At 56.6% G+C, this 19,413-nt stretch carries 20 protein-coding genes and 1 tRNA gene; 8 read left to right on the forward strand and 13 right to left on the reverse strand.

Going from position 1 to position 19,413, the window contains the following annotated elements; all coding sequences use genetic code 11:
* Positions 1-59: 59 nt before the first annotated feature.
* Genes ACR0AA_RS13190 through ACR0AA_RS13210 form a run of 5 tightly spaced genes read right to left on the reverse strand, consistent with a single transcriptional unit; the run spans position 60 to position 5,522 of the window.
* The gene (locus tag ACR0AA_RS13190; RefSeq protein WP_480664520.1) at positions 60-920 is read right to left on the reverse strand and encodes a hypothetical protein; all 861 of its coding nucleotides are present in this window, start codon (positions 918-920) and stop codon (positions 60-62) included.
* Between the two features lie 23 nt (positions 921-943).
* Entirely contained in the window at positions 944-1,345 is a 402-nt protein-coding gene (locus ACR0AA_RS13195; protein ID WP_480664522.1) for a hypothetical protein, read from the reverse strand.
* 33 nt (positions 1,346-1,378) lie between these two features.
* On the reverse strand, positions 1,379-3,103 hold the full coding sequence (locus ACR0AA_RS13200; protein ID WP_480756204.1) for a dynamin family protein: 1,725 nt from the start codon (positions 3,101-3,103) through the stop codon (positions 1,379-1,381).
* 8 nt (positions 3,104-3,111) lie between these two features.
* Positions 3,112-5,124, reverse strand: coding sequence for a dynamin family protein (locus ACR0AA_RS13205; RefSeq protein WP_480664526.1), 2,013 nt, complete (start codon positions 5,122-5,124; stop codon positions 3,112-3,114).
* A 2-nt stretch (positions 5,125-5,126) separates the two neighbouring features.
* A complete protein-coding gene (locus ACR0AA_RS13210) occupies positions 5,127-5,522 on the reverse strand; it encodes a hypothetical protein (protein WP_480664663.1) in 396 nt (131 codons plus the stop codon).
* Positions 5,523-6,311: 789 nt separating this feature from the next.
* Here ACR0AA_RS13210 and ACR0AA_RS13215 point away from each other — a divergent pair.
* The 3 genes from ACR0AA_RS13215 to ACR0AA_RS13225 all read left to right on the forward strand — a co-directional run bounded on the left by ACR0AA_RS13215 (position 6,312) and on the right by ACR0AA_RS13225 (position 7,437).
* A tRNA-Leu gene (locus ACR0AA_RS13215) sits at positions 6,312-6,396 on the forward strand.
* A gap of 403 nt (positions 6,397-6,799) precedes the next feature.
* Positions 6,800-7,003 carry a hypothetical protein gene (locus ACR0AA_RS13220; protein ID WP_480756205.1) on the forward strand — a complete coding sequence of 68 codons (204 nt, stop codon included), beginning with the start codon at positions 6,800-6,802 and terminating at the stop codon, positions 7,001-7,003.
* Positions 7,000-7,437 (forward strand): hypothetical protein, encoded by a 438-nt coding sequence (locus ACR0AA_RS13225; protein WP_480664530.1) that lies wholly within the window; start codon positions 7,000-7,002, stop codon positions 7,435-7,437. The genes ACR0AA_RS13220 and ACR0AA_RS13225 overlap by 4 nt, the downstream gene beginning before the upstream one ends.
* A gap of 982 nt (positions 7,438-8,419) precedes the next feature.
* On the opposite strand, the gene ubiV is transcribed toward ACR0AA_RS13225, so the two are convergent.
* From ubiV to ubiT, 3 genes are read right to left on the reverse strand one after another with little or no spacing between them, the layout of a single operon-like run.
* Positions 8,420-9,328, reverse strand: a complete 909-nt coding sequence (ubiV, locus tag ACR0AA_RS13230) for a ubiquinone anaerobic biosynthesis protein UbiV (RefSeq protein ID WP_480664531.1) — start codon at positions 9,326-9,328, stop codon at positions 8,420-8,422.
* Positions 9,329-9,332: 4 nt separating this feature from the next.
* Entirely contained in the window at positions 9,333-10,310 is a 978-nt protein-coding gene (ubiU, locus tag ACR0AA_RS13235) for a ubiquinone anaerobic biosynthesis protein UbiU (RefSeq protein ID WP_480664664.1), read from the reverse strand.
* On the reverse strand, positions 10,310-10,852 hold the full coding sequence (gene ubiT, locus ACR0AA_RS13240) for a ubiquinone anaerobic biosynthesis accessory factor UbiT (protein ID WP_480756206.1): 543 nt from the start codon (positions 10,850-10,852) through the stop codon (positions 10,310-10,312). The genes ubiU and ubiT overlap by 1 nt, the downstream gene beginning before the upstream one ends.
* 136 nt (positions 10,853-10,988) lie before the next feature.
* On the opposite strand from ubiT, the gene ACR0AA_RS13245 reads away from it, so the two are divergent.
* Both ACR0AA_RS13245 and ACR0AA_RS13250 read left to right on the forward strand, forming a co-directional pair.
* Positions 10,989-12,497 carry a UbiD family decarboxylase gene (locus tag ACR0AA_RS13245; RefSeq protein ID WP_480756261.1) on the forward strand — a complete coding sequence of 503 codons (1,509 nt, stop codon included), beginning with the start codon at positions 10,989-10,991 and terminating at the stop codon, positions 12,495-12,497.
* Complete coding sequence (locus ACR0AA_RS13250) at positions 12,494-13,075, forward strand: UbiX family flavin prenyltransferase (RefSeq protein WP_480664535.1); 582 nt, start codon at positions 12,494-12,496, stop codon at positions 13,073-13,075. Before ACR0AA_RS13245 ends, ACR0AA_RS13250 begins: the two co-directional genes overlap by 4 nt.
* Positions 13,076-13,129: 54 nt before the next feature.
* On the opposite strand, the gene ACR0AA_RS13255 is transcribed toward ACR0AA_RS13250, so the two are convergent.
* From ACR0AA_RS13255 to ACR0AA_RS13265, 3 genes are all read right to left on the reverse strand, one after another.
* On the reverse strand, positions 13,130-13,741 hold the full coding sequence (locus ACR0AA_RS13255; RefSeq protein WP_480664537.1) for a HupE/UreJ family protein: 612 nt from the start codon (positions 13,739-13,741) through the stop codon (positions 13,130-13,132).
* Between the two features lie 331 nt (positions 13,742-14,072).
* The gene (locus ACR0AA_RS13260; RefSeq protein ID WP_480756207.1) at positions 14,073-14,378 is read right to left on the reverse strand and encodes a hypothetical protein; all 306 of its coding nucleotides are present in this window, start codon (positions 14,376-14,378) and stop codon (positions 14,073-14,075) included.
* A complete protein-coding gene (locus ACR0AA_RS13265) occupies positions 14,375-14,965 on the reverse strand; it encodes a hypothetical protein (RefSeq protein WP_480756208.1) in 591 nt (196 codons plus the stop codon). Before ACR0AA_RS13265 ends, ACR0AA_RS13260 begins: the two co-directional genes overlap by 4 nt.
* On the opposite strand from ACR0AA_RS13265, the gene ACR0AA_RS13270 reads away from it, so the two are divergent.
* The 3 genes from ACR0AA_RS13270 (at position 14,915) to ACR0AA_RS13280 (ending at position 16,732) form a co-directional block, all read left to right on the forward strand.
* The gene (locus ACR0AA_RS13270; RefSeq protein WP_480664666.1) at positions 14,915-15,802 is read left to right on the forward strand and encodes an IS481 family transposase; all 888 of its coding nucleotides are present in this window, start codon (positions 14,915-14,917) and stop codon (positions 15,800-15,802) included. The genes ACR0AA_RS13265 and ACR0AA_RS13270 overlap by 51 nt on opposite strands.
* 170 nt (positions 15,803-15,972) lie before the next feature.
* On the forward strand, positions 15,973-16,248 hold the full coding sequence (locus tag ACR0AA_RS13275) for a hypothetical protein (protein ID WP_480664542.1): 276 nt from the start codon (positions 15,973-15,975) through the stop codon (positions 16,246-16,248).
* Positions 16,249-16,258: 10 nt separating this feature from the next.
* Complete coding sequence (locus tag ACR0AA_RS13280) at positions 16,259-16,732, forward strand: phage holin family protein (protein WP_480664543.1); 474 nt, start codon at positions 16,259-16,261, stop codon at positions 16,730-16,732.
* A 3-nt stretch (positions 16,733-16,735) separates the two neighbouring features.
* Here the strand turns inward: ACR0AA_RS13280 and ACR0AA_RS13285 are convergent, their stop codons facing one another.
* Together ACR0AA_RS13285 and ACR0AA_RS13290 are read right to left on the reverse strand one after the other, a co-directional pair.
* Positions 16,736-17,905, reverse strand: a complete 1,170-nt coding sequence (locus tag ACR0AA_RS13285; RefSeq protein ID WP_480664544.1) for an acetate/propionate family kinase — start codon at positions 17,903-17,905, stop codon at positions 16,736-16,738.
* A complete protein-coding gene (locus tag ACR0AA_RS13290; protein WP_480756209.1) occupies positions 17,898-19,292 on the reverse strand; it encodes a bifunctional enoyl-CoA hydratase/phosphate acetyltransferase in 1,395 nt (464 codons plus the stop codon). The genes ACR0AA_RS13285 and ACR0AA_RS13290 overlap by 8 nt, the downstream gene beginning before the upstream one ends.
* Positions 19,293-19,413: the final 121 nt, after the last annotated feature.

Genomic DNA, 19,413 nt, shown 5'->3' on the forward strand with positions numbered 1-19,413 from the left:
CCCTGGAAACTGATAATCACGGATTGAATTAGTCGAAAAATTGAATGTTAAGGGCGCAATCATTCGGCACGCCCCGTCAGAGATGTCCACACGTTCACGATGGCGCCAAGTTTACGTGCGTCGTGAACAACCATGGAAAGTTGGTCGCCGTCGTTCAATACGGCCAGTCCTGGGCCTTTGCCACCAGAAGGGCGCATCACAATCAACTGCGGGTGACCCAGCTCTGCGGCCGCATCACTATCCCATCCAGCAAGATCGCGGGCGAATTTGCCCAGCAAGCTCTGATCGGCATGCAGCGGCTGATCCTGGGCGCAATCGCCGCCAGACTGAATTGTCGCGCCGTCTTGAGCATTGGCTTGAATGCGACCCAGAGCAAATCGTTCCGCGTCGCCATAGAATCTGCTGGCCAGACCAGCCGGTTCATCTGCTTGTTCATCAGGTGCGTCGGTCTCTGGATCGTTTGGCACCACGGACATAATGGGGTCTGAAGGAAGTTCTATAGACGTGCAGGCATTTGCGATTTCACTGAATGTTATGCCGACGTCATCCGCCTCAAGCATGGTATCCGGTCGCAAAGAAACCAAGTTCAACGGCGCTGGCGCTGCGGCGATATCAGAAACCAGTTGGGCCAGTTGGCCAGCCAGCGCCTCGCGTTGTTCGGTTTCAAAATCCGGCGCAACGCCGAACCGAACGCGAAATACGTCAGTAACCCGAGAGCTGTTGACTTCAATCGCCAGACAATCTCCATTGCTGGCCGTGAATTCCAGCCGGCGCGGTAAGACAGTGCCACGGATGGTTTGCAGCACCTTTTCGCGACGCTCGACAGCACTATCACCCGGAAGAATGACAGCCGGGTCCAGCCGCGCTACCGATGAGCGGCCAATATCCTCGAGCAGGTCGAGTATGTCTGTATCCATCATGCCGTGACCCCCTCTGGTCCCGTCTAAACTGCGGCCGCAACCGGCCCCAGGCTGAGATGTGATTTCGTCAGCGCCAACCCAACGTTTGCGCTATTGCGGCAGATGTAGCAGACCACATGGTCTGGATAAGCCTGCGTCCGCAAGAAAATGTTCAGCCTATCCTTCGAAAACACCGCGATTTCCCCAAATCCCGGGTTTTCTGAAGCCGCGCCCTCTGATTGCCGCAGCAATGCTTCAAACGCACTCACGCCACGGCCCTGAAACAGGTTCGCGACCGCAATCGCCAGCGTGTCCAACGCCTCGGCATCTGCCTGGTCGTTGACGCTGGCCCCAAGCAACATCCCCGTTTCCATATCGACGTACCCGGCCGCAACGCAGTCGGGTATCGTTTCCATGGCGGTTTTCAGTGCGTTTTCGATAGACATCCGGTGCCCCGTCTTTTCCACCTTGGAATCACGTTACAAGACATGCCATTCAGCCCCGCTCTTATTGCCGGTTTTCGGGATCGATGGAACGTCTTCTTTTGCCCGGCGGGCACTATGTTCCGCCGCGATTTTGTCGAACTCCTCAAGGAATGCATTGAAAACCTTTTTCAGCCCTTCAGGGTCTTCAGGAAGGTCTTCGCCCACCGTGATTTCGCGCCACATCGCTGATGCACTAAGCGACGAACCAGCTTCGACATTCAGCAGGTCCTCAAGCGTTTCGGTCTCGGTTTCCTGAACTGCACCATTTGGCATCGGAACGACCTGTGTTTCGATCAGGCCGCTCGTTTCAGGCTCCGGTTCAAACTCATCATCCGAAGCGCCGGATTGCTCGGACAGCAAAGCGGCAATCGACGAAACGGATACATCTGCGCTTTGCGTTTCTACGGCGGGTTCGTTGGCTTCAACCTGTTCAGGCGTGTCCGCCAACTTGTCCCCAAGTGAGGACATAAAATGGTCTTGGCTATCCGGGTCGGCTGCAGGTTGCTCGCCTTCCGCCTCAACCTCAAGGTCGATGGCCTCGTCCTCTTCCAGTTCGTCCTCATCCAGTTCCAGAAACGCGTTTTCGGTGGAAGGCACATCCGTTATGTCGCTCAGGTTCAGCGGTTGGCTGGGCGTTTCGCGGAAGAAAGACCGAAGTTCATCTTCTTCTGTGTCCACCGACGGTGTGACCTCATCCGGTATCGCCGCCATTTCGGCCCGCATCCGCTCCGCCTCATCAGCGTTGATGCGGGGCGCGCGTTCGGTATCGTCTGCGCGAAGCTCGACACGGGCAGGACGTACCGGAAAGCTGGTGACAACGTCGTCTTTCTCATCCTGGTCCGTCTGACTCAGAACGGGATTTACCAACTTCAGAGGTGTCGTCTGATCCGCGCTTTCGGCACGTTTACTCGGCCGGAACGGCTGTACCCTCGGGGTTTCGGCAAGGCTGTTGTCGATCTGATATCGCGCCAGCATGTCCGCGCGGTTGTCCATGATCTGTTCGGTGATTTCAAGAAAGCTGTCCACCATCTTGCCGCCACCGCTGCGACCCCACAGCTCGGCATCGCCGCTCTTGTCACGTGCCGTGATCGCGTCGCGAGCCGAGAACAAAATCGACCGGTTGAACAGGTGTCCAGCCTCTCGATTCACGCGGCGCAGCACTTTCTGGCGGTCCTTGGAACCCAACGTATCGGCACGGGTAACCAGCAGCAACGAGTTGTGCTGCAACCGTTCCGGCAAAGCCACCCAAGTCGCCCGCTCAGTCTCGCGCCAGGCTTGCGTTGCGTGCGTGCACCACAGCACCCCGTTGGCCTGACCAACGGCGCGGCGCCAGACGTCTGTTGAAATCTTGGGGTCCGAGATACCGGGCGTGTCGATCAGATCAACCGCCTCTAGAATGTCAGATTCGAGGAAAATGCGAACGAATTGCGCGTCGTTGACACCGACGGATTCCAAATTATCCAGCTCGATGTCTTCGCGTGAGCCATCGTGGCGCTGAACGTATGCGGATTGTTTGCCCCAGCTGAACCAGACCGGCGGCAACTGCGTAGCCGTTACCTGAGTCGGCAAGGTATGCGACCGAAGCAAAAAATTCATCAGCGTAGATTTGCCTGCGCTGAATTCTCCCATGAGTGCAAAGACGGGCTTGCGGCGGGACCACTGCTCGATGCGTTCCCATGCCTTGGGCGAGACGAAACGGGTTTGTGAGTCTTTTGCCATATCGCTACTTATGCTGCCTCGTTACTAAGATCTTTCAGGATGTCGCCTAGAATATCGTCTCGCGATTTCTGTGGCGTCAGTCCTGCCATCAGCGCTGCGTTGCGATTGGGGTCATTCTCGGCCGTGGCCGAAATGTTCAGCAACGTCTCCTTCTGCTCGCGCATGAAATCCGAAAGGACGGCGCGCACGTTTTCCAACACTGCGGCAACCTGATTTTCCTCGATATCTTTGGTGATCGAGTTCGCCTCTGACGCGATCAGGCGTGTGTAATCCGCCGCGTAGGCTTCGAATCCTTTACGACGTTGCCACCAACGACGCCACCAGGTGCTTTGTAAGTCCAGCGCGATGGTTCGTCCAATGCCCAGCGGTGGCGGGACACGCGGAACAATCGGCGCTTCGATGCTGAATTCACCCAGATGGTTACCCAAAATCTTCTGGTACAGGGCCTCAATGTCCGTCGCCGCTGCACTGTATAGCGCGCCAGCGTCTTTGCGCATCGACCTCGCAAAGCTGAAGTACGCCGCTTTTTGCAGCGTCCGCAGCCCTGCAGGGTCATACTGCCAGGTGCCTTGTTCACCGTTCAACTCCAGATGCGCAATCAGCGAATCCGTCGCGCGTTTGACAAAGTTGGATTCAGCTGAATTCAGCCTTTCCAAGACTTTGGTACGCAGGGAAGCGGTCAGTTCAGCCGCTTTCTTTTCGTACTGATCTGCGATCGTAGCAACCGCTTCCTCGGGCGACACGCCGTCCAGATCACGGACCAAACCTTCGCCGCCCGAAAGATTCTTGGCAACTGCAGTCGCGCGAATCTGGCTGGCGATGTTGCGGGCACGGTGGCGCACGCGATCCAGAAGGCGGTTGCCTGCGCCCTCAGCGATGCGTTCGTTCATTGCTAACAACAGATCTGGCAGCCCAGACAGCGCCCAGATCTTGTCGAGCGAGGGGGCCTGATCGCCGAACCCGGCAGCCAGATAAAACGTGTTCAATGCCTCGCGTGATTCATCAGACAGAATCTCGGGATTTCCCGTCAATGCGGCCTCGGCCCAAAGCGCACTGCCGAAAACGACGCTTGTGTTCGCGTCGATATTGTTTTGCTTCAGTGTGTCCTGAATCCGATCACGGATTTCCGGCACCTGATTAACTGGGTCGGCCAGTTCGTCAATCCGATTTACAAACAGGATGATCTGGCGATTTTCGAACTGCGCAATGATCCGCATCAGCGCCATGTCCATGGTCGTCAGAGCCTGGCTAGCAGCCAGAACAACGACGCAAACTTCGGACCCGCGCAGGCTGCGCAAAGTGATCTGCTCGCGCACCATGAATGTATCGTTTACACCGGGTGTGTCGCAAAGTTTCAGCGAGATGGGATATTGCGGAATGTCCATGAACAGTTCCGCCGACTTCGTCACATCCGCAAACCGTCCGGTTTTTGGGTTGATGTCCGGGTCGTCTTCGTCACCCAGGCACACATAGCGCTGTATCAGTTCTTCGTCGAAATAGTCGTACTGATGGCTCTGCCCCAGGATCAGGTCGAAATGCTGGCCCAACCGCGCTTCGGACTTCGCCTTCATCTCGCCGATCTGGCGGCGAATATCGTCCATCTCGTCATCGGCACCGGCCCGGTTGGCCAGTTCGCCGAGGCGACCGCCGCCGACCATCAGGTTGTCCCACTCCTCCTGTTCGAAGAATGTGAATTTGGCCTTTTTGTCCCCTTCTGTGCGGGTGTTGATGTTCAGCGTGGTCACCACCGAGGTCCACGGGTTCACGTCCGACGGCAATAGGGCAGGGCGCCCGGCAAGGATGTTCACGATCGAGGACTTGCCCGCCTTGACCTGTCCGACCATTGTGACACTGGCCGTGAAATTCTCCATCCGTGTCTTGAGCGTGGCAAGCCGTGCGGACGATCGCGCATCCGCCACCTCTGTCAATTGGTCGATCTGTGCCGTCAGCGAGCTCATGGCCGATGTCATGGGCGTCAGCGCTTCATTTCCGACTGACAAAAGGTGGTCGTTGCGCGCCATGTTCAGCCTCCGGTTCCTGTCGCAGCCAACTGATGTGCTGGCGTGCTCGTCAAAGTGTCGATGCGGGCGATCAGGTTCAGCGCATTACCCAGAATGGCAGCCTCAGCCCCTGGCGAGATCGATTCATATGCGCGGCAATCTGCCAGCACCTCAATCGAGCTGAAACGTTCACTGTTCTCGAGGCGCGCGACGCGGCGACCGGTCGGAAAACCCTCGGATTTGCTCTCAGGCAGCGGCATACGAGAATTGGCAAGCAGGTATTGCCGCCCCGAGTGCGTGCGAAGCGAAATGCCGAAACCAGTGTTTGGATATTCCCGGTTCAGGGCTTTGAGTTCACCAAGAAAACTTTCGCGCGCAAGACCAACGGCTTCTTGCTCGGCAGCAGCGGAGTTCATCATTTTGGTCACGGTTCAGACCCTTGTACTGGAGTTGAGCGAAAAACTCGTACGGCGCCCGTGGGCAAAAAAGACTCATTAACTCCCAGCGCCCATCAATTACTTTCAAGGCGGTCTTATTTTGACGCGAATAAGATTTTTTGGCGTTTGAATTGTGGCGCAATTGTGTTGGCGACGTAGGCTTCACCCGCAACCTTAGGGCGTATCACGCACTAAAGTGAGTGTCGGGTCAGTTTGTCGCCAGGATTGGTTCACAACAGGAGTCTTAAACCGTAGTGCGTGAAAAGAAGCGCGCGGTATTACTGTAAATTATTGATGTATATTATTATTTGTGGACATTTTAAGCTCTCCGCTCCGCTAGGTTTGCCTTGGAGCAAACGAAAGCCAAGAAGCCTCCAGCCGAACGGTCGATCTTGTAGCTCGCACACACTCACGTTTCGATCAAAAGGTCACTCAACGTAAGCGCGTTTAAGTTTGTAGATAATTCGCACCTAGTGTCTCCAATTTGTAAACAATTGCAGCGACTGGTTCGGTAAGATTATTTGTTATTTATTTTTTTGAAAATACCTGAAACTCACGACGCTTTTCAGTAGCGTCATCTGGCAGCGCAGGCACGAGGTGACCCTCGGTCGACCACCAAGTCACCTAAACGTCGCAAACGTTCTGCAAAGCGCTTTTGCGATTGTTGCGTGTTCGCTGTCAATAATCTTGCACGCGGTGTAATTTTCCCTCTCGCACTCTGCTGAAAGCTTTGCTATTCACCCCCTCATTCTGGCACGTCGTGTCAGGGTTGCGGGTGTGGCGAAATTGGTAGACGCACCAGATTTAGGTTCTGGCGCCGCAAGGCGTGGGGGTTCAAGTCCCTCCACCCGCACCACGCTGTTTTCCCAAAGAAAAATCCTGGTCACCTCTGTTGTTGAATAACGGGCGGAATTTCAGTTTCCCACATTGTTTCCCAGTTTCCAGTTACGGTTTTGTTCTATTCCGCATTCAGAGTCGGCGCGGTTAAGCGCGCTGCGAAAGCCGTTTTTGGTTGGCTCGGCTACGGTACTTTCTGACCATCTCGAGCGTCTTGTAGGCGCAAGGGGCTCGAGCGTGCGAAAGCGGCCAATTTTCAGAACATTTGTGAACGAATGATCTTGCGCTGATTTTAGAAACCCGTAGCCAACGGAACAGTATACCACGGCAGTCCTTCCTGACAATTCCGAAGCAGTGTCTGACATCGACGCTGTACCGCCAACTACCCCGAGGAAAACGGTCGCAGGAACCTTAAACCGGCGTTGGCCGATCAGGTCGAGATGCGCCTGCTGCCCAAGTTGCGCGGCATAGAAGTAGAAAACCTCGGCGGCCAAATTCAGAAGCTTTCGGATTATGTCGAAGTGGATCTCAGCGATCCGGAGCTGGCCGAAGCAATCCGCGAATCTGTTCGGCAGGCCGAAGATGAAACAGGGCAATTTGTGTGGCGGGGGGTCACGCGCGGATGAGGCTGATCCGCCGGCCTTGGGCGCAACGTGCCGAAGATCCTGATGAAGCGATCTTTGGCCCGGCGGATTGTCCGCTGGGGGATGCGAACGCACGAGAAAACGCTCGATCCCGACACGCCGTCCTTTTGACGCGCGGTGATCAAGAGCTGCGTCTCTTTCCCTATCCCAAGACCGGTCTCAGCAACGCGGACGTAAAGGTCGCCGGATTACCCGCCCGTCCAAAGATCGGATTTGAGCCTCGTACGGAAGAAGAAGAGAAGGCAGTTGCGGCCTCAGGGTCAGATTCCGCCGCGCTCCGGGCAAACGTCGGCTTAACCGAAACCTCTCAGAGTGAGTTTTCGTCCCCTGCCGAAATGGGTTCCACACTGGGCGGAAAAGAAGCAATGGTGATGGACCAGCGGTTTCGGCATCACCGATTTACCGAGAACACATAGCCGGCAGGTGAGTTGCAGAGGCCGGCAGCTGCGGTGGCCCGGATGGCGAAGGCCGGGGGAAATCAAGCGACTGATCCATCGCCGCCGTGCGAAGGCCTCTTAATCGGAAAGCGGCAACCAAATCGTCTTTCCGGTTTCCTGTCCCGCCCAATCTCCGTTTCCGACTGACCATCCTCCTGGATGCGGGTGCGGGGGTTTTCAACCGGTTCCAAGCTCTACAAATAGGGCGTCAGGCAATAGAAATTCTCTGATTTGGGGGCTGGTTTGCCCCAGATTTTAGCCCTCAGCCCTCTAAGCATTATAATCAGTGTTATGTTCATAAGCTGTGCGCCACATACTTTGTCGTTTGACACAGATAAATCCAAGCGCCCCGAAAAATAGAGCAGTTTTTAACAAGGCAGGCAACTTGGCGTACGTCATTAAATCTCACAAATAGACCCAGTAATGGGGTATCCGTTCGCCTCTATCAACCGCTGCGCCACTTTCACTAACATCGGTCGCGCGTTCTCAATTTTCCTCGCTGAAAACCCGTGCATTTTTTCCTTTTTTGTTTGTTGGGGCATACATCTACCAGGCGTTGAACAGGATGGTCTGGACCGTTCACCCGTGATCAGAAGTGGTGGTTGGGATTTTGGAGCGGTTCAAGACGATTTTGGTTACTCTCTGAAAAGCGCAAACCGATCAACGAACTGATCTGGAAACGATTCTGCAAGACCATGAACCTACGTAGCGTTGCGGCATTGCCGGCAAGGACAATCCCGGAAGCCATCAACACAACTGCGCAGGTTTTCGTCTTTGCGACCCTGCTGCAGTGGTTTCTCAACCTACCTATCGTGCCCCGGAGCATTATTGATTAATTGCGCCAAAAAACTATGTCCAAAGCAGTGGAAGTCTTGCCGCTTCCCGATTCAGTTAACCCCTGGTCGAGCCCCATGACCGCAACGTGGCGACAACGCATCGTTTGCCGCCGACGTCACAGGTTTTACGAGCGTTGACCGTCGGCACCGGTCCAGGCAGCGCCACAGGCTCCTGTCAAAAACCCATCACTCAGGCGGATGTTTGCGTCGACGGATTGCAGTTCACGTGCCAACTCTCCCGGTGTGAGGTTCTGATCGATCCGCTGGCGATACAGCCCACAAAGCCGCGTGAACCCGCGCGATTGCGGGGAAAGGCGTAAGGCCCTGACCCCGGCAGCTTGCAGTTTTTCGATCTGATGATCAGTACATGCGTATGTATCAGACAGCGTCTGCACCCCGTTCATTGCCAAAAAGGGCCTTCCATCTCGGGTTTGCACGTCCAACCCATCCGGGTCATCTTCGCATGCAAACTGGCAGTTGTCCTTGGTTCGACCATGCAGCCGAGCGTGATAACAGCGCCCGGAAATCGCCAAGGGTAGCCGCCCATGGCCCCAGGCCTCTACTGCCAGATCCAAATCGCCAGCAACTTTCGCCAGAGCTTCGACCGAACTGATGGGCAGTTCTGGCGGCAGACAAACGCGCCGCGCGCCGCAAGAGGCCAGCCATCGCAGCGTGCCTTCGTTGTAGACGTTGACAAGCGGTCCAACGGAAAACTGGGTGTTCTTAGGTAGATACGCCAGCGCCGTCAGGTCGTTGATTTCGACAGTGACACCCATCTCGATCAATTCCGCAGTCAGCTTGCGTTCGCGTTTCAGCGTCACCAGAGCAAGGCTCGTGAGGGCAACGTCCTTCCCGGCATCTGCAAGTCTGGAAAGCGCTTCGGGAATTCGGTCCTGATAAAACGGCAATCGTTTGGAACACACGAGTTCACCTACCACGACGCGATCCACGGGCGCTTGTGCCAGTTCGGTGTAAAAATCGCTCCAGGTTTCAGCGGACCAAAAGAATTGAGCGGGCCCGACGGTTAGTTCCATTTGGCTATCTCCACGTCTTTTTGTAAGCGCCAGTCGTCATGGCCTGTCCCTCGGACAGCCGCGCGAGCATTCCTTCGGGTAACGGGCGTCCTGCATCCAATGCGTCTACAGCTGCGCGGAAATTGCGGACGACCTGCGCGACGTAGGACTTCGACCGCTGCCGCCCTTCGATTTTCAGAGCCGTCACACCGGCCTTTTGCAATTGCGGGATCAACTTTTCGGCGTTGAGGCTAACCGGATCTTCGAACAGATGCCCGGTCTTCTCTCCCGCGGAAAAACACCCTTTGCACAGCGTCGGATATGGCGCGGGCTCACCCTTGTCGACACGGTGAATGAGATACCCGCCGAGGCGGGCGTCCAATACGCCATGATCTTCGGTGTAATCCACATGGCTGGCGGGCGAGCAGACGCCGTTCATGTTCGGGGATAGTCCAGTGGCGTAAGACGATAGCGAACAACGCCCCTCGGCCATGACGCAAAGCCCACCAAAGACAAAAACTTCAGTCTCAACATCGGTTTCGGCATTGATCGCGGCAATCTCGGGCACGGAAAGGACACGCGGCAGGACGACCCGTTTGACGCCAAAGGTGTCGGCATAGAAATTAATGACATCGGCATTGGCCGCAGCTGCCTGCACGGATAGGTGCCGCCGCAATGTCGGGTGGTTGCGGGACGCATGATCCAGTAAACCGAGGTCGGCCAGAATGACCGCATCTGCGCCACAGACCTCGGCATCGTTAATAGCTCGGTGCCAGATTCCCTCGTCGCCTGCACGTGGGAACGTGTTGATGGCAACCAGCACTTTTGCACCGTGCTGATGCGCAAAGTTAACCCCATCGCGCATTTCCGTTCGATTGAAATTCAAACCGGGGAAGTTGCGCGCATTGGTTTCATCATTAAACCCGCAATAGACGGTATGCGCCCCCGCCTTGACGGCGGCGCGCAAAGCAGCGGGGGTGCCTGCCGGGCAGACAATTTCCATTACCATATCGCTGAATCCTCTGGCCGTGTCAGGCAAAGGCCCGTCCGGTTTTCCGCAAACGCAATCAGGTTTTGTAACGGGCGCGCAAACGGTCCTGACAGCGCGGCCGCCTCTGCGGCCAAATCCAGCTCGGCGTCGTCTATGGCGTTGCGCAAAGCCAGCACTGCACCTGTGTCGCCCTCGACCACCAGATCACGTGAAAAGAACAGGGCATCTCCGTCAAAGGCGCCGTGGACCAACCCAAGCAGCGCCGCCAGAGGGCCGGATATCCGCGCGGACGCAACCGTGTGCCGCCTGGTCAATTTTATTTTTGGCTGCCCGCCATTTGGATTGAGGCGCAGGACAATCGGCAGATCGACCGGATCAAGAAAGAATTCCGTCCGGTCGTATTCGCCAAGACGATTGAACAGGCCGGGATGGTTCCTTGCGATTTTGCGCGCAAACACCGTCAGCGAAAGCGACAAAGGTGCAAGCGGCAATGCGCGCAGACCCGCCGCCAACACGGCAGGGCAATACGGCATCGGAATTTGAGGATCGGACAAACAGACCTCCTGCTGCCTCAACAAAGCTGATTATGGCTGCCTTCCTACGGTGCGCGCTCTGTGGGGGAATTGACTGTTGTCAATTCTGGCCCGCGATCTTGTTGCTAGGAGAACGGAAGTTTTACGGAGCTTCCTCATTCGCACTCTGCCGCCATACCCCACGCTTCGCCATTTTCTGAGCTGGTGCGAAACAACGGATCAGTTCCGCGCGATTCCCGATCCGGTTTCGGTGCGCCACCAAATGACCGCGGTGCATCGGGCCGTGTTAGAGGCGCAAGGGCCGGTTTTGCAGTTTGATCACCCGTTGAGTGATCGAGACGTGCGATCCGACGTCCCCGTCGTTGTGAACCTTTTCGGAACCACCGCACGTGTTGCGGCCGGACTTGGTGTAGATTTGGACGGGCTGGATGGGCTGGGGCAGTTTCTGGCCGCGCTTCGCGCCCCTGCCCTACCGGATGGGATACGCGATGCTTTTTCGCGTTGGCCAATGTTGAAAGCGGCGCTTGCAACCCGTCCCAAAATCATCCAATCGGCACCGGTTCAAAGCGTAGTACACATTGATGCCGACGTTGATTTATCGATGATTCCGGTTCAGACGCATTGGCCGGGCGATGCTGGGCCGCTTATTACATGGCCGGTGGTGATCACCCGCCCTTATGCTGGCGAAGCGGACAGCGTTGGCGGATACAATGCGGGCATCTACCGTGTGCAGGTACTTGACCAAAACCGCCTGATCATGCGCTGGCTACCGCATCGCGGCGGTGCCGCCCATCATCGCAGCTGGGCAACGCACAACGAAAAGATGCCTGTTGCAATCGCTCTGGGTGCGAACCCGGCAACGCTGCTCTCGGCGGCACTACCGCTTCCGGAAAACGTATCGGAAATGACCTTTGCAGGCGCATTGAACGGTTCGCGCCCACGGATGGTGCCCGCCAAGACCGTGCCCCTTCTGGTCCCGGCGGACGCTGAAATCGTGCTGGAGGGTTGGGTGGCACCAACCGAGACCGCGCCCGAAGGCCCATTCGGCGATCACACCGGCTATTACAATCCGGCAGAGCCATTTCCTGTGATGCATGTCAGCGCAATAACCCACCGGGAAGCGCCGCTGTATCTATCCACCTATACCGGCCGCCCACCAGACGAGCCCGCGATCATCGGAGAGGTGTTCAATCGTCTCGCCCTGCCCACTATCCGTGCTCAAATTCCGGAAATACACGACCTCTGGCTGCCGCCGGCTGCCTGTTCCTATCGCATCGCGGTTGTCAGTATCGACAAGCGTTATCCGGGACAGGCGCGGCGGGTGATGATGGCGCTTTGGGGAATGCTGCCGCAGTTCAGTTACACCAAAATGATTGTGGCGGTGGACACCGATATCGACCCCAGAGACTGGGACGACATTGCCTGGGCGCTGGCGACGCGCATGGACCCGTCCCGGGACGTGATGTTATTGGAGAATACCCCCATGGACTATCTCGATTTCGCCTCCCCCCAGCCTGGGCTGGCGGGCAAGATGGGCATAGATGCCACCACAAAAATCGGCAGCGAAACGAGCAGAGAATGGGGGGACGTCATGCACATCTCGGACGCGGATTTGGCTTTTGCCGAAAAGCTGATCGCACGCACTCTGCCAGAGCTGCGCCAATGACTTCGCCGCGCGTCGTATTGGGCGTTTCCGGAGCATCAGGGGCAGTTCTTGGGCTGGCAGTGGCGAGATTGCTGTTGGCGCGGAATGTCGAAACGGATCTGGTTGTCAGCCCGGCCGCAAAACTCACACTGGCGCAGGAATGCGGCCCCGATGCTTTTGACGAACTTTGCAAGCTGGCGACCCGCTGTCATGCCAATCAAAATGTAGGTGCCAGCATCGCATCGGGCTCGGTCCCTGTGTCCGGGATGATTGTCACGCCCTGTTCCATGCGATCTCTGGCAGCAATCGCGAATGGTCTGGATGATAACCTTTTGACGCGCGCGGCCAGTGTGCAACTCAAGGAACGTCGGCCACTCGTTTTGCTGACCCGCGAAGCGCCGCTGACGCTGGCGCATCTACGAAATATGACGCTCGCAGCGGAAATGGGCGCTGTAATTATGCCCCCGGTTCCGCCATTTTATCTGGGACTGCGCGATATGTCCGGTGTCGTCGACCAAATAGCGGCGCGCGCCGTCGATCAACTGCGAGTTTGCGAACCGGTGGCTGAGCGCTGGCAGCCTTCGGAAGAGCAAGCCTGATACCCAAATCCGACCACCTCTAAATCCAACTACAGTGTTAGCCCTGGCGGAAAATCACAGGAAAAAGTCTGCCCGCTCGACCACCCAGTTCATCGCGATCAGGCTGGCGGCGGTGGCGACGGCTGCGCGGGAACCGATCCAGATAGGCCCTGGCTGCTTACGCAGAAACAAGACCAGCGGCCAAACCAGTAGCACGATCAACAACTGCCCGACTTCGACACCGACATTGAAGGCCAGCAGGCTGTGCCAGACATTTGGTTCATCCACGCGCAGGATCTGGTGCAGCATTAAGGAAAAACCAAACCCATGCAGCAACCCGATACCCGAGGTGATTGCAAAGGCCCACAGATCTACGTGTCCTTGCTCCGGCGGTCGGACGGCCATCACGGCGGCATAGATGATCGACAAGGCAATCAACAGTTCAACCGTTGATATGAACCACGCGCCACTGGGCGCGATGCCAAAGAAACCAAGGATCAGGGTCACCGTATGACCAAGAGTAAAGCCGGTGGCTCGCGCCAACAGGCTGTGCAGGTTCATCGCACCGATGATCATGCACAGAACGAACAGAACGTGGTCCGGGCCTTCCAAAATGTGGCGGATGCCTTCGACCAAAAAAGGTCGAGGCCGCAGCAGCTGCCGAGCCTGACACAACGACCGGGTCATGCATCGGGCCTGTAGCGCGAAACGTTCGGGTCTGATGCCCGTCGTTGTCCAATATCAGGTTCGCCGTATCCCCCTGCCCCGGCAGGCCGGGATGGGAGGTGTAGAGCAAGCTGTAGGTACTGACCGACCCGGCATAATAGCGCAGATGGAGGTCTACCATTACGTCGCCTACATAGGTCTCATCCTGCGCGGCGAACACATCCCCGTTGGCCGGTGCGCTCTGCGCCATTGCCAAAGTTGCAAAGCCCGGCTCCGACCCCAGAGGATGCAACCTCAGAGCCATGATCGAAGCTGTCTGAGCCTGCCCGTCCACTGAAAGCGTCAGTGTGCCTTAGGCGAGTGTCGCCAACCCACTCGGATCGCTTAGTACAGCCGGCAGATAGACGTAATACATCAGCACGCCGTTTTCGACCTGATTATGCGTGCAAGGTGCAGGTGTGAGCTGCCCGCCCGGTCCTTCTGGCCCAATAAACTCGGCGACCACATTGGACATCGGCAGGCGAAGATAGACGTCCAACCTCTCGTCAGAATGCACCAAATGATGAACCCGCACGTTCTGGTTCAGATTGAAATGCGAAAAAGCGGCGTTGCCGGTCATCCAAAAGACTAATGCAATTAGGAAAACAATTGGTCTCATGAATTACCTCCTTGCAGGAAAGCCTGATTTTTCATTCGGGCTTCAAGGATCGTCAGCCCTGAAAGGAACCACGAACCTTCTATTTGCTCGACGTCCAGGGCGGCCCGGTACGAAACAACCCGCTGGTGCATGTGCCCCCAGTGACAGGCACTGACCAATGCGTCCCATCGGGCCAATATCTGATCGCCACCGATTGCCGAGGGTTTCACATCCTCAACGACCAAGTTTCCAAAGTCTTTGGTCTGAGCATTTGCATCGGATGGCAACGCGACTGTCAGGCCTCGGTTCAGTTCCGCCTTGATTTCTGGTGCGTGCTCTGAAGCGACAAAGATGCATAAGGCGCGCGAAATTCTTGCATCTTCCGTTTCAAGGCGCACGGCGGCCAGATTCGAAACAATAGCCTCGGTAATTTGTGACGCCGTTGCGGTAACGGGAACGGTTTTTGACGGAAAGCTGAACTCGACCGTGGTCGACCTCAGGGCCCCAGAAATTACGACGGTCGTTAGCTGGACCGCAACGCAACCTTTGCAAGGCAAATCTGCCGAGAGGACACGCACGCCATCAGAGCAGCAATACAGCGGTCGCAAGCTTCGATCTCGGATCTGAGTAGAGAGCTTGGGATCAACCCCAAGACGGTCGCGAAGTGGCGCAAACGCCAATCTGTCGAAGACCAGAAGACTGGGCCGCGAGAGCTGCGCTCAACCATTCTTAGCCAAGACGAGGAAGCTATGGTCGTTGCGTTCCGGTGGCACACCCTGCTGCCACTGGACGACTGTCTCTATGCTTTGCAGCCATCAATTTCACATCTCACACGATCTTCTCTGCATCGCTGCTTGCAGCGTCACGGGATATCACGCCTTCCAGACATGGATGGGGACAAGCCCAAACGGCAGAAGTTCAAACGATATCCCATTGGCTATTTTCAAATCGATATCTCCGAAGTCAGAACCGAAGAAGGAAAGCTATTTCTCTTTGTGGCCATTGACCGAACCAGCAAGTTTGCGGTGGCGCAACTGGTGGAGAAGGTCAATCGCAAGACGACGTGGAAATTCCTTGAACATCTTCTGAAAGCCGTACCTTACCGTATCCACACGATTCTGACGGACAACGGCATCCAATTCGCCGAGCAGCCGCGCAATCGCAACACTATCTATTCCCGGCCCATGCGGTTCGACATGATCTGTGAGGCCAACGGCATCGAGCATCGGCTGACCAAGCCAAACCATCCGTGGACCAATGGCCAGGTTGAGCGCACGAACCGCACGATCAAGGGCGCAACCGACAAACGATACCACTATGAAAGCCATGATCAGCTTCGCACACATCTGGCCGACTTCCTTGATGCGTGCAACTTCGTTCGTCGCCACAAGACGCTCTCTGATTTCACGCCCTACGAATACATCTGCAAAATCTGGACATCATAACCAGATCGGTTCATCCTAAGTCTGATCCACCAGATAACCGGGACGGAACACCTAATGCTCGATTTGGCACACGCCCCTTTCCCGAATTCAAAAAATCGAATTAACATGGCTCGCGACAAAGGAAAAAATCGCGAGCCATTTTTTTACGCTCCCGTTCAAGGACCTGAGTGATGGTAACCAAAACACAGCTTGAAGCTGAAGTCGCAGAGTTGCGTCGCCAGTTGGCCGAACAAAGTAGCGCGCAGACCGCAGCATCGACCCCAAAAGAAGATGAGATGTCTGACCTGGGCAAATCGACGTCGGAGGGAATTGCCGACAGTCTTGAAGCATGGTCCACGCAGATCGAAGAAGTGATGACCGAACTCGAAGAATTTCCGCACAAAAAGCCGGTCCTTTTCGCACTTGGCATCTTCACGCTTGGCTATCTTTTAGGCCGATCCCGGTAGGAGCCCGATCATGAGCCGCATTTCACGCAACATCTCGATCATTCTGCGCGCCGAAAGGCTAATCGCCCAAAGACAATTGGCCGTCGCTGCCAAGCGCACGGGGTTTTATGCCGCCGCCGGGTTGGCCGTTGGCCTCGCGGTCATCATGTTAAACGTCGCCGGGTTTTTCTGGTTGTCCGAGACGATGTCAAAATCTCTGGCGGCTGTCATAGTGGCCGGGGTGAACCTTGTTCTGGCCGTGCTCCTCGCCTTGGTGGCGAATTCCATGACCGCCGAAGGCGACACCTCTGCAGCGGTAGAATTGCGGGACATGGCGCTGCACGACATCGAGGAAGAAGTGACCGACAGCCTCGCGGAGGCACGCAACACAATTGTCGGCCTCAGGCGTGACCCAATTGGCATGTTGTCGCCCGATATAATCAGTTCGCTTCTTGGCGTCCTGCTGCGATACGCGCGGCGCAGAAAGAACAAACCGGATCAGTAGAGATCAGGCCAATCTGGCCGCTGCCCGCGCGATGACCATCTCTTCGTTCGTAGGAATGGCCAGAATTCGTACCCTGCTGAAGTCCGTCGACAAAACGGTGCCGTTATCCGCATTTCGGTTAGGGTCCATTTCAATCCCGATCCAACGCATGCCCTCGCAGACCATCTGCCGGATACGCGCAGCGTTTTCGCCGATGCCTCCGGTAAAGACCAAAGCGTCGATGCCTTCCAGCGCGGCGGACAACGCGCCCAGTTCCCTACGGATGCGGAAGACGTAGTATTCAATAGCCTTTCGCGCGTCCGGGGTATCAGCGGCCAGAAGGGTGCGCATGTCCGAGGACATGCCTGAAAGCCCAAGAAGACCGGATTTACGATAAAGGGTTTCGGCGATTTCCTCGGCTGTCATCCCCTCCTGCTGCATCATGTACAGCACGACGCCCGGATCCAATTGTCCGCTGCGGGTTCCCATTGGCAAGCCATCCAGCGCCGAAAACCCCATGGTCGAGGCGACGGCACGCCCGCCTGAGACCGCACACATCGACGCACCATTCCCCAGATGAGCGATGACCACGCGGCCATCATAAAGCCCCGGCGCGATGTCCTTCAGCTTTTGCGAGACGTAGTCGTAGCTTAGCCCGTGGAACCCGTATCGTCGAACACCCTTGTCGTAAAAGTTCTGCGGCAGGGCAAAGGTATCGTTCACCCATGGGTGCGCACGGTGAAACGCGGTATCGAAGCATGCGACCTGAGTTGTGCCCGGAAACGCAGCACTGGCAGCCCGAATTCCGGCAAGGCTGTAGGGTTGATGCAGGGGTGCGAACGGGATGAATCCACTCAGGGTTTCAATGACGCCTTCATCCACCACAACGGGTTCCGAATAGACCGGCCCACCATGAACGACCCGGTGGCCAATGGCCCGGACGTGAATATCCGGCAGGTATTCACGGGTGAGTTCAAGGAACGCATTGATGGCCTCGTCATGCGTTTTCGTCCCCGAAAGTTGTCGGTCAACAGACCTCCCACCTGCGGACTGAGCCAAGAGCCGCGGCGCATCCCCCAGCCGTTCGATTTGACCGCGCCAGCGCATCCTGGGCCGACGATCCTCAGTCAGTTCATAAAGCGCGAATTTCAACGAGGACGACCCGGCGTTCAGTGCCAGAACATGTTCAGCCATGGATTTTGCCTTTATTCGCAATTGCATGCAGCGCCGCCACGGCGCAAGAGGCCAGCCGCGAGGCGTCATCATCCGCGCGGGAGGTCAGAATGATTGGTGCTGCGGCACCAACCACGATTCCCGCGGCTTCGGCATGAGAGATATAGGTAAGCTGCTTGGCCACCATATTCCCTGCCTCAATGTTCGGCGCCACCAAAATGTCCGCCGCCCCGGCAACAGGTGATGTGATACCCTTGGTGCGCGCAGCGTTCAGGTCCACCGCGTTGTCCATGGCCAATGGACCATCGACCAACCCGCCGGTGATCTGCCCGCGTTCTGCCATTTTGGACAACAGCGCAGCGTCGACCGAAGATGGCATATGCGGATTGATCGTCTCTACCGCCGACAACACGCCAACCTTGGGCACTTTGATGCCGATGGAATGGGCCAGATGAATGGCGTTTTGAACGATGTCGGCTTTGGTTTCGAGATCGGGTGAAATGTTTACGGCCGCATCGGTGACCATGATGGGCCGTGACATGCCCGGCACGTCCATAACAAACACATGCGACAAACGCCGCCCCGTCCTCAGGCCTTTCTCGCGACGCAAGACGGCCCGCAAAAGAACATCCGTATGCAGATGCCCCTTCATCAGCATCCGAGCCTTGCCCTCCACGACCAGATCGACGGCACGATGCGCGGCCATCTCGTGGCTGTCGACCTCGATGATTTCAGTTCCGGATAAATCAGCGCCAAGCTCGGTCGCAGCAGCAGCAATTTTGTCGGGATCGCCGACAAGTATCGGAGTGATTATGCTGTTTGATTTCGCCAACAAAGCGCCGCCCAGTGAGTTCGGCTCTTCCGGGGCGATGACGGCTGTTGGCATAGGGTCCATGGGGCGCGCCTTTTCCAGCAGAGCGTCAAAATGCCGGTGCCTTTGAACGATCAGCCCAGGAACTTCGACCGAGTCAAACTTCAAATGCCGGGCGGGTGGCGTGACTTGCACTGTACCGCTTAGAATCAACGCGTTGTCCCCGACCCGGCGCACTTCGGCGGCGCAGGTCAAATCGCCATCTTCGCGCTTTTCCGTGACCGAAACAAAGGCGGTCAGTTCTTCGCCCGCCAGAACCGGGGCATGGAATCTGAGGTTTGCCCGGCGTGTCTGCGTGCCCGCCCCTGGCAGGACGTTTCCCAGTACCGCCGCAACAAGGCCAGCGGGCCACAACGCGGGTGCAACAGCTTCGGGGCGCCCATCACCATCCCCATCATAAGCGGCCAGATGCAACGGATTATGGTCTCCGGACGCCGATGCAAACGCGTAAAGATCGTCAACGGTGCAAAGCCTTGTAACCTGGGCCTTATCGCCGACTTTCAATTGTGAAAACGTCCGGTTTTCTTGAATTTTCATCTCGTCAGGCTTTGATTTTTGCAAATGATCGTATTTGAAACCGACGCTCGGCACTTCAGTCCCACCCGACTCGAGCTTGCCGCCGATTCCCCTGTATTTCTGCGCTGCAGCGTAGCCAAAA

It is taken from the genome of Ruegeria sp. CE8, from assembly GCF_056537465.1.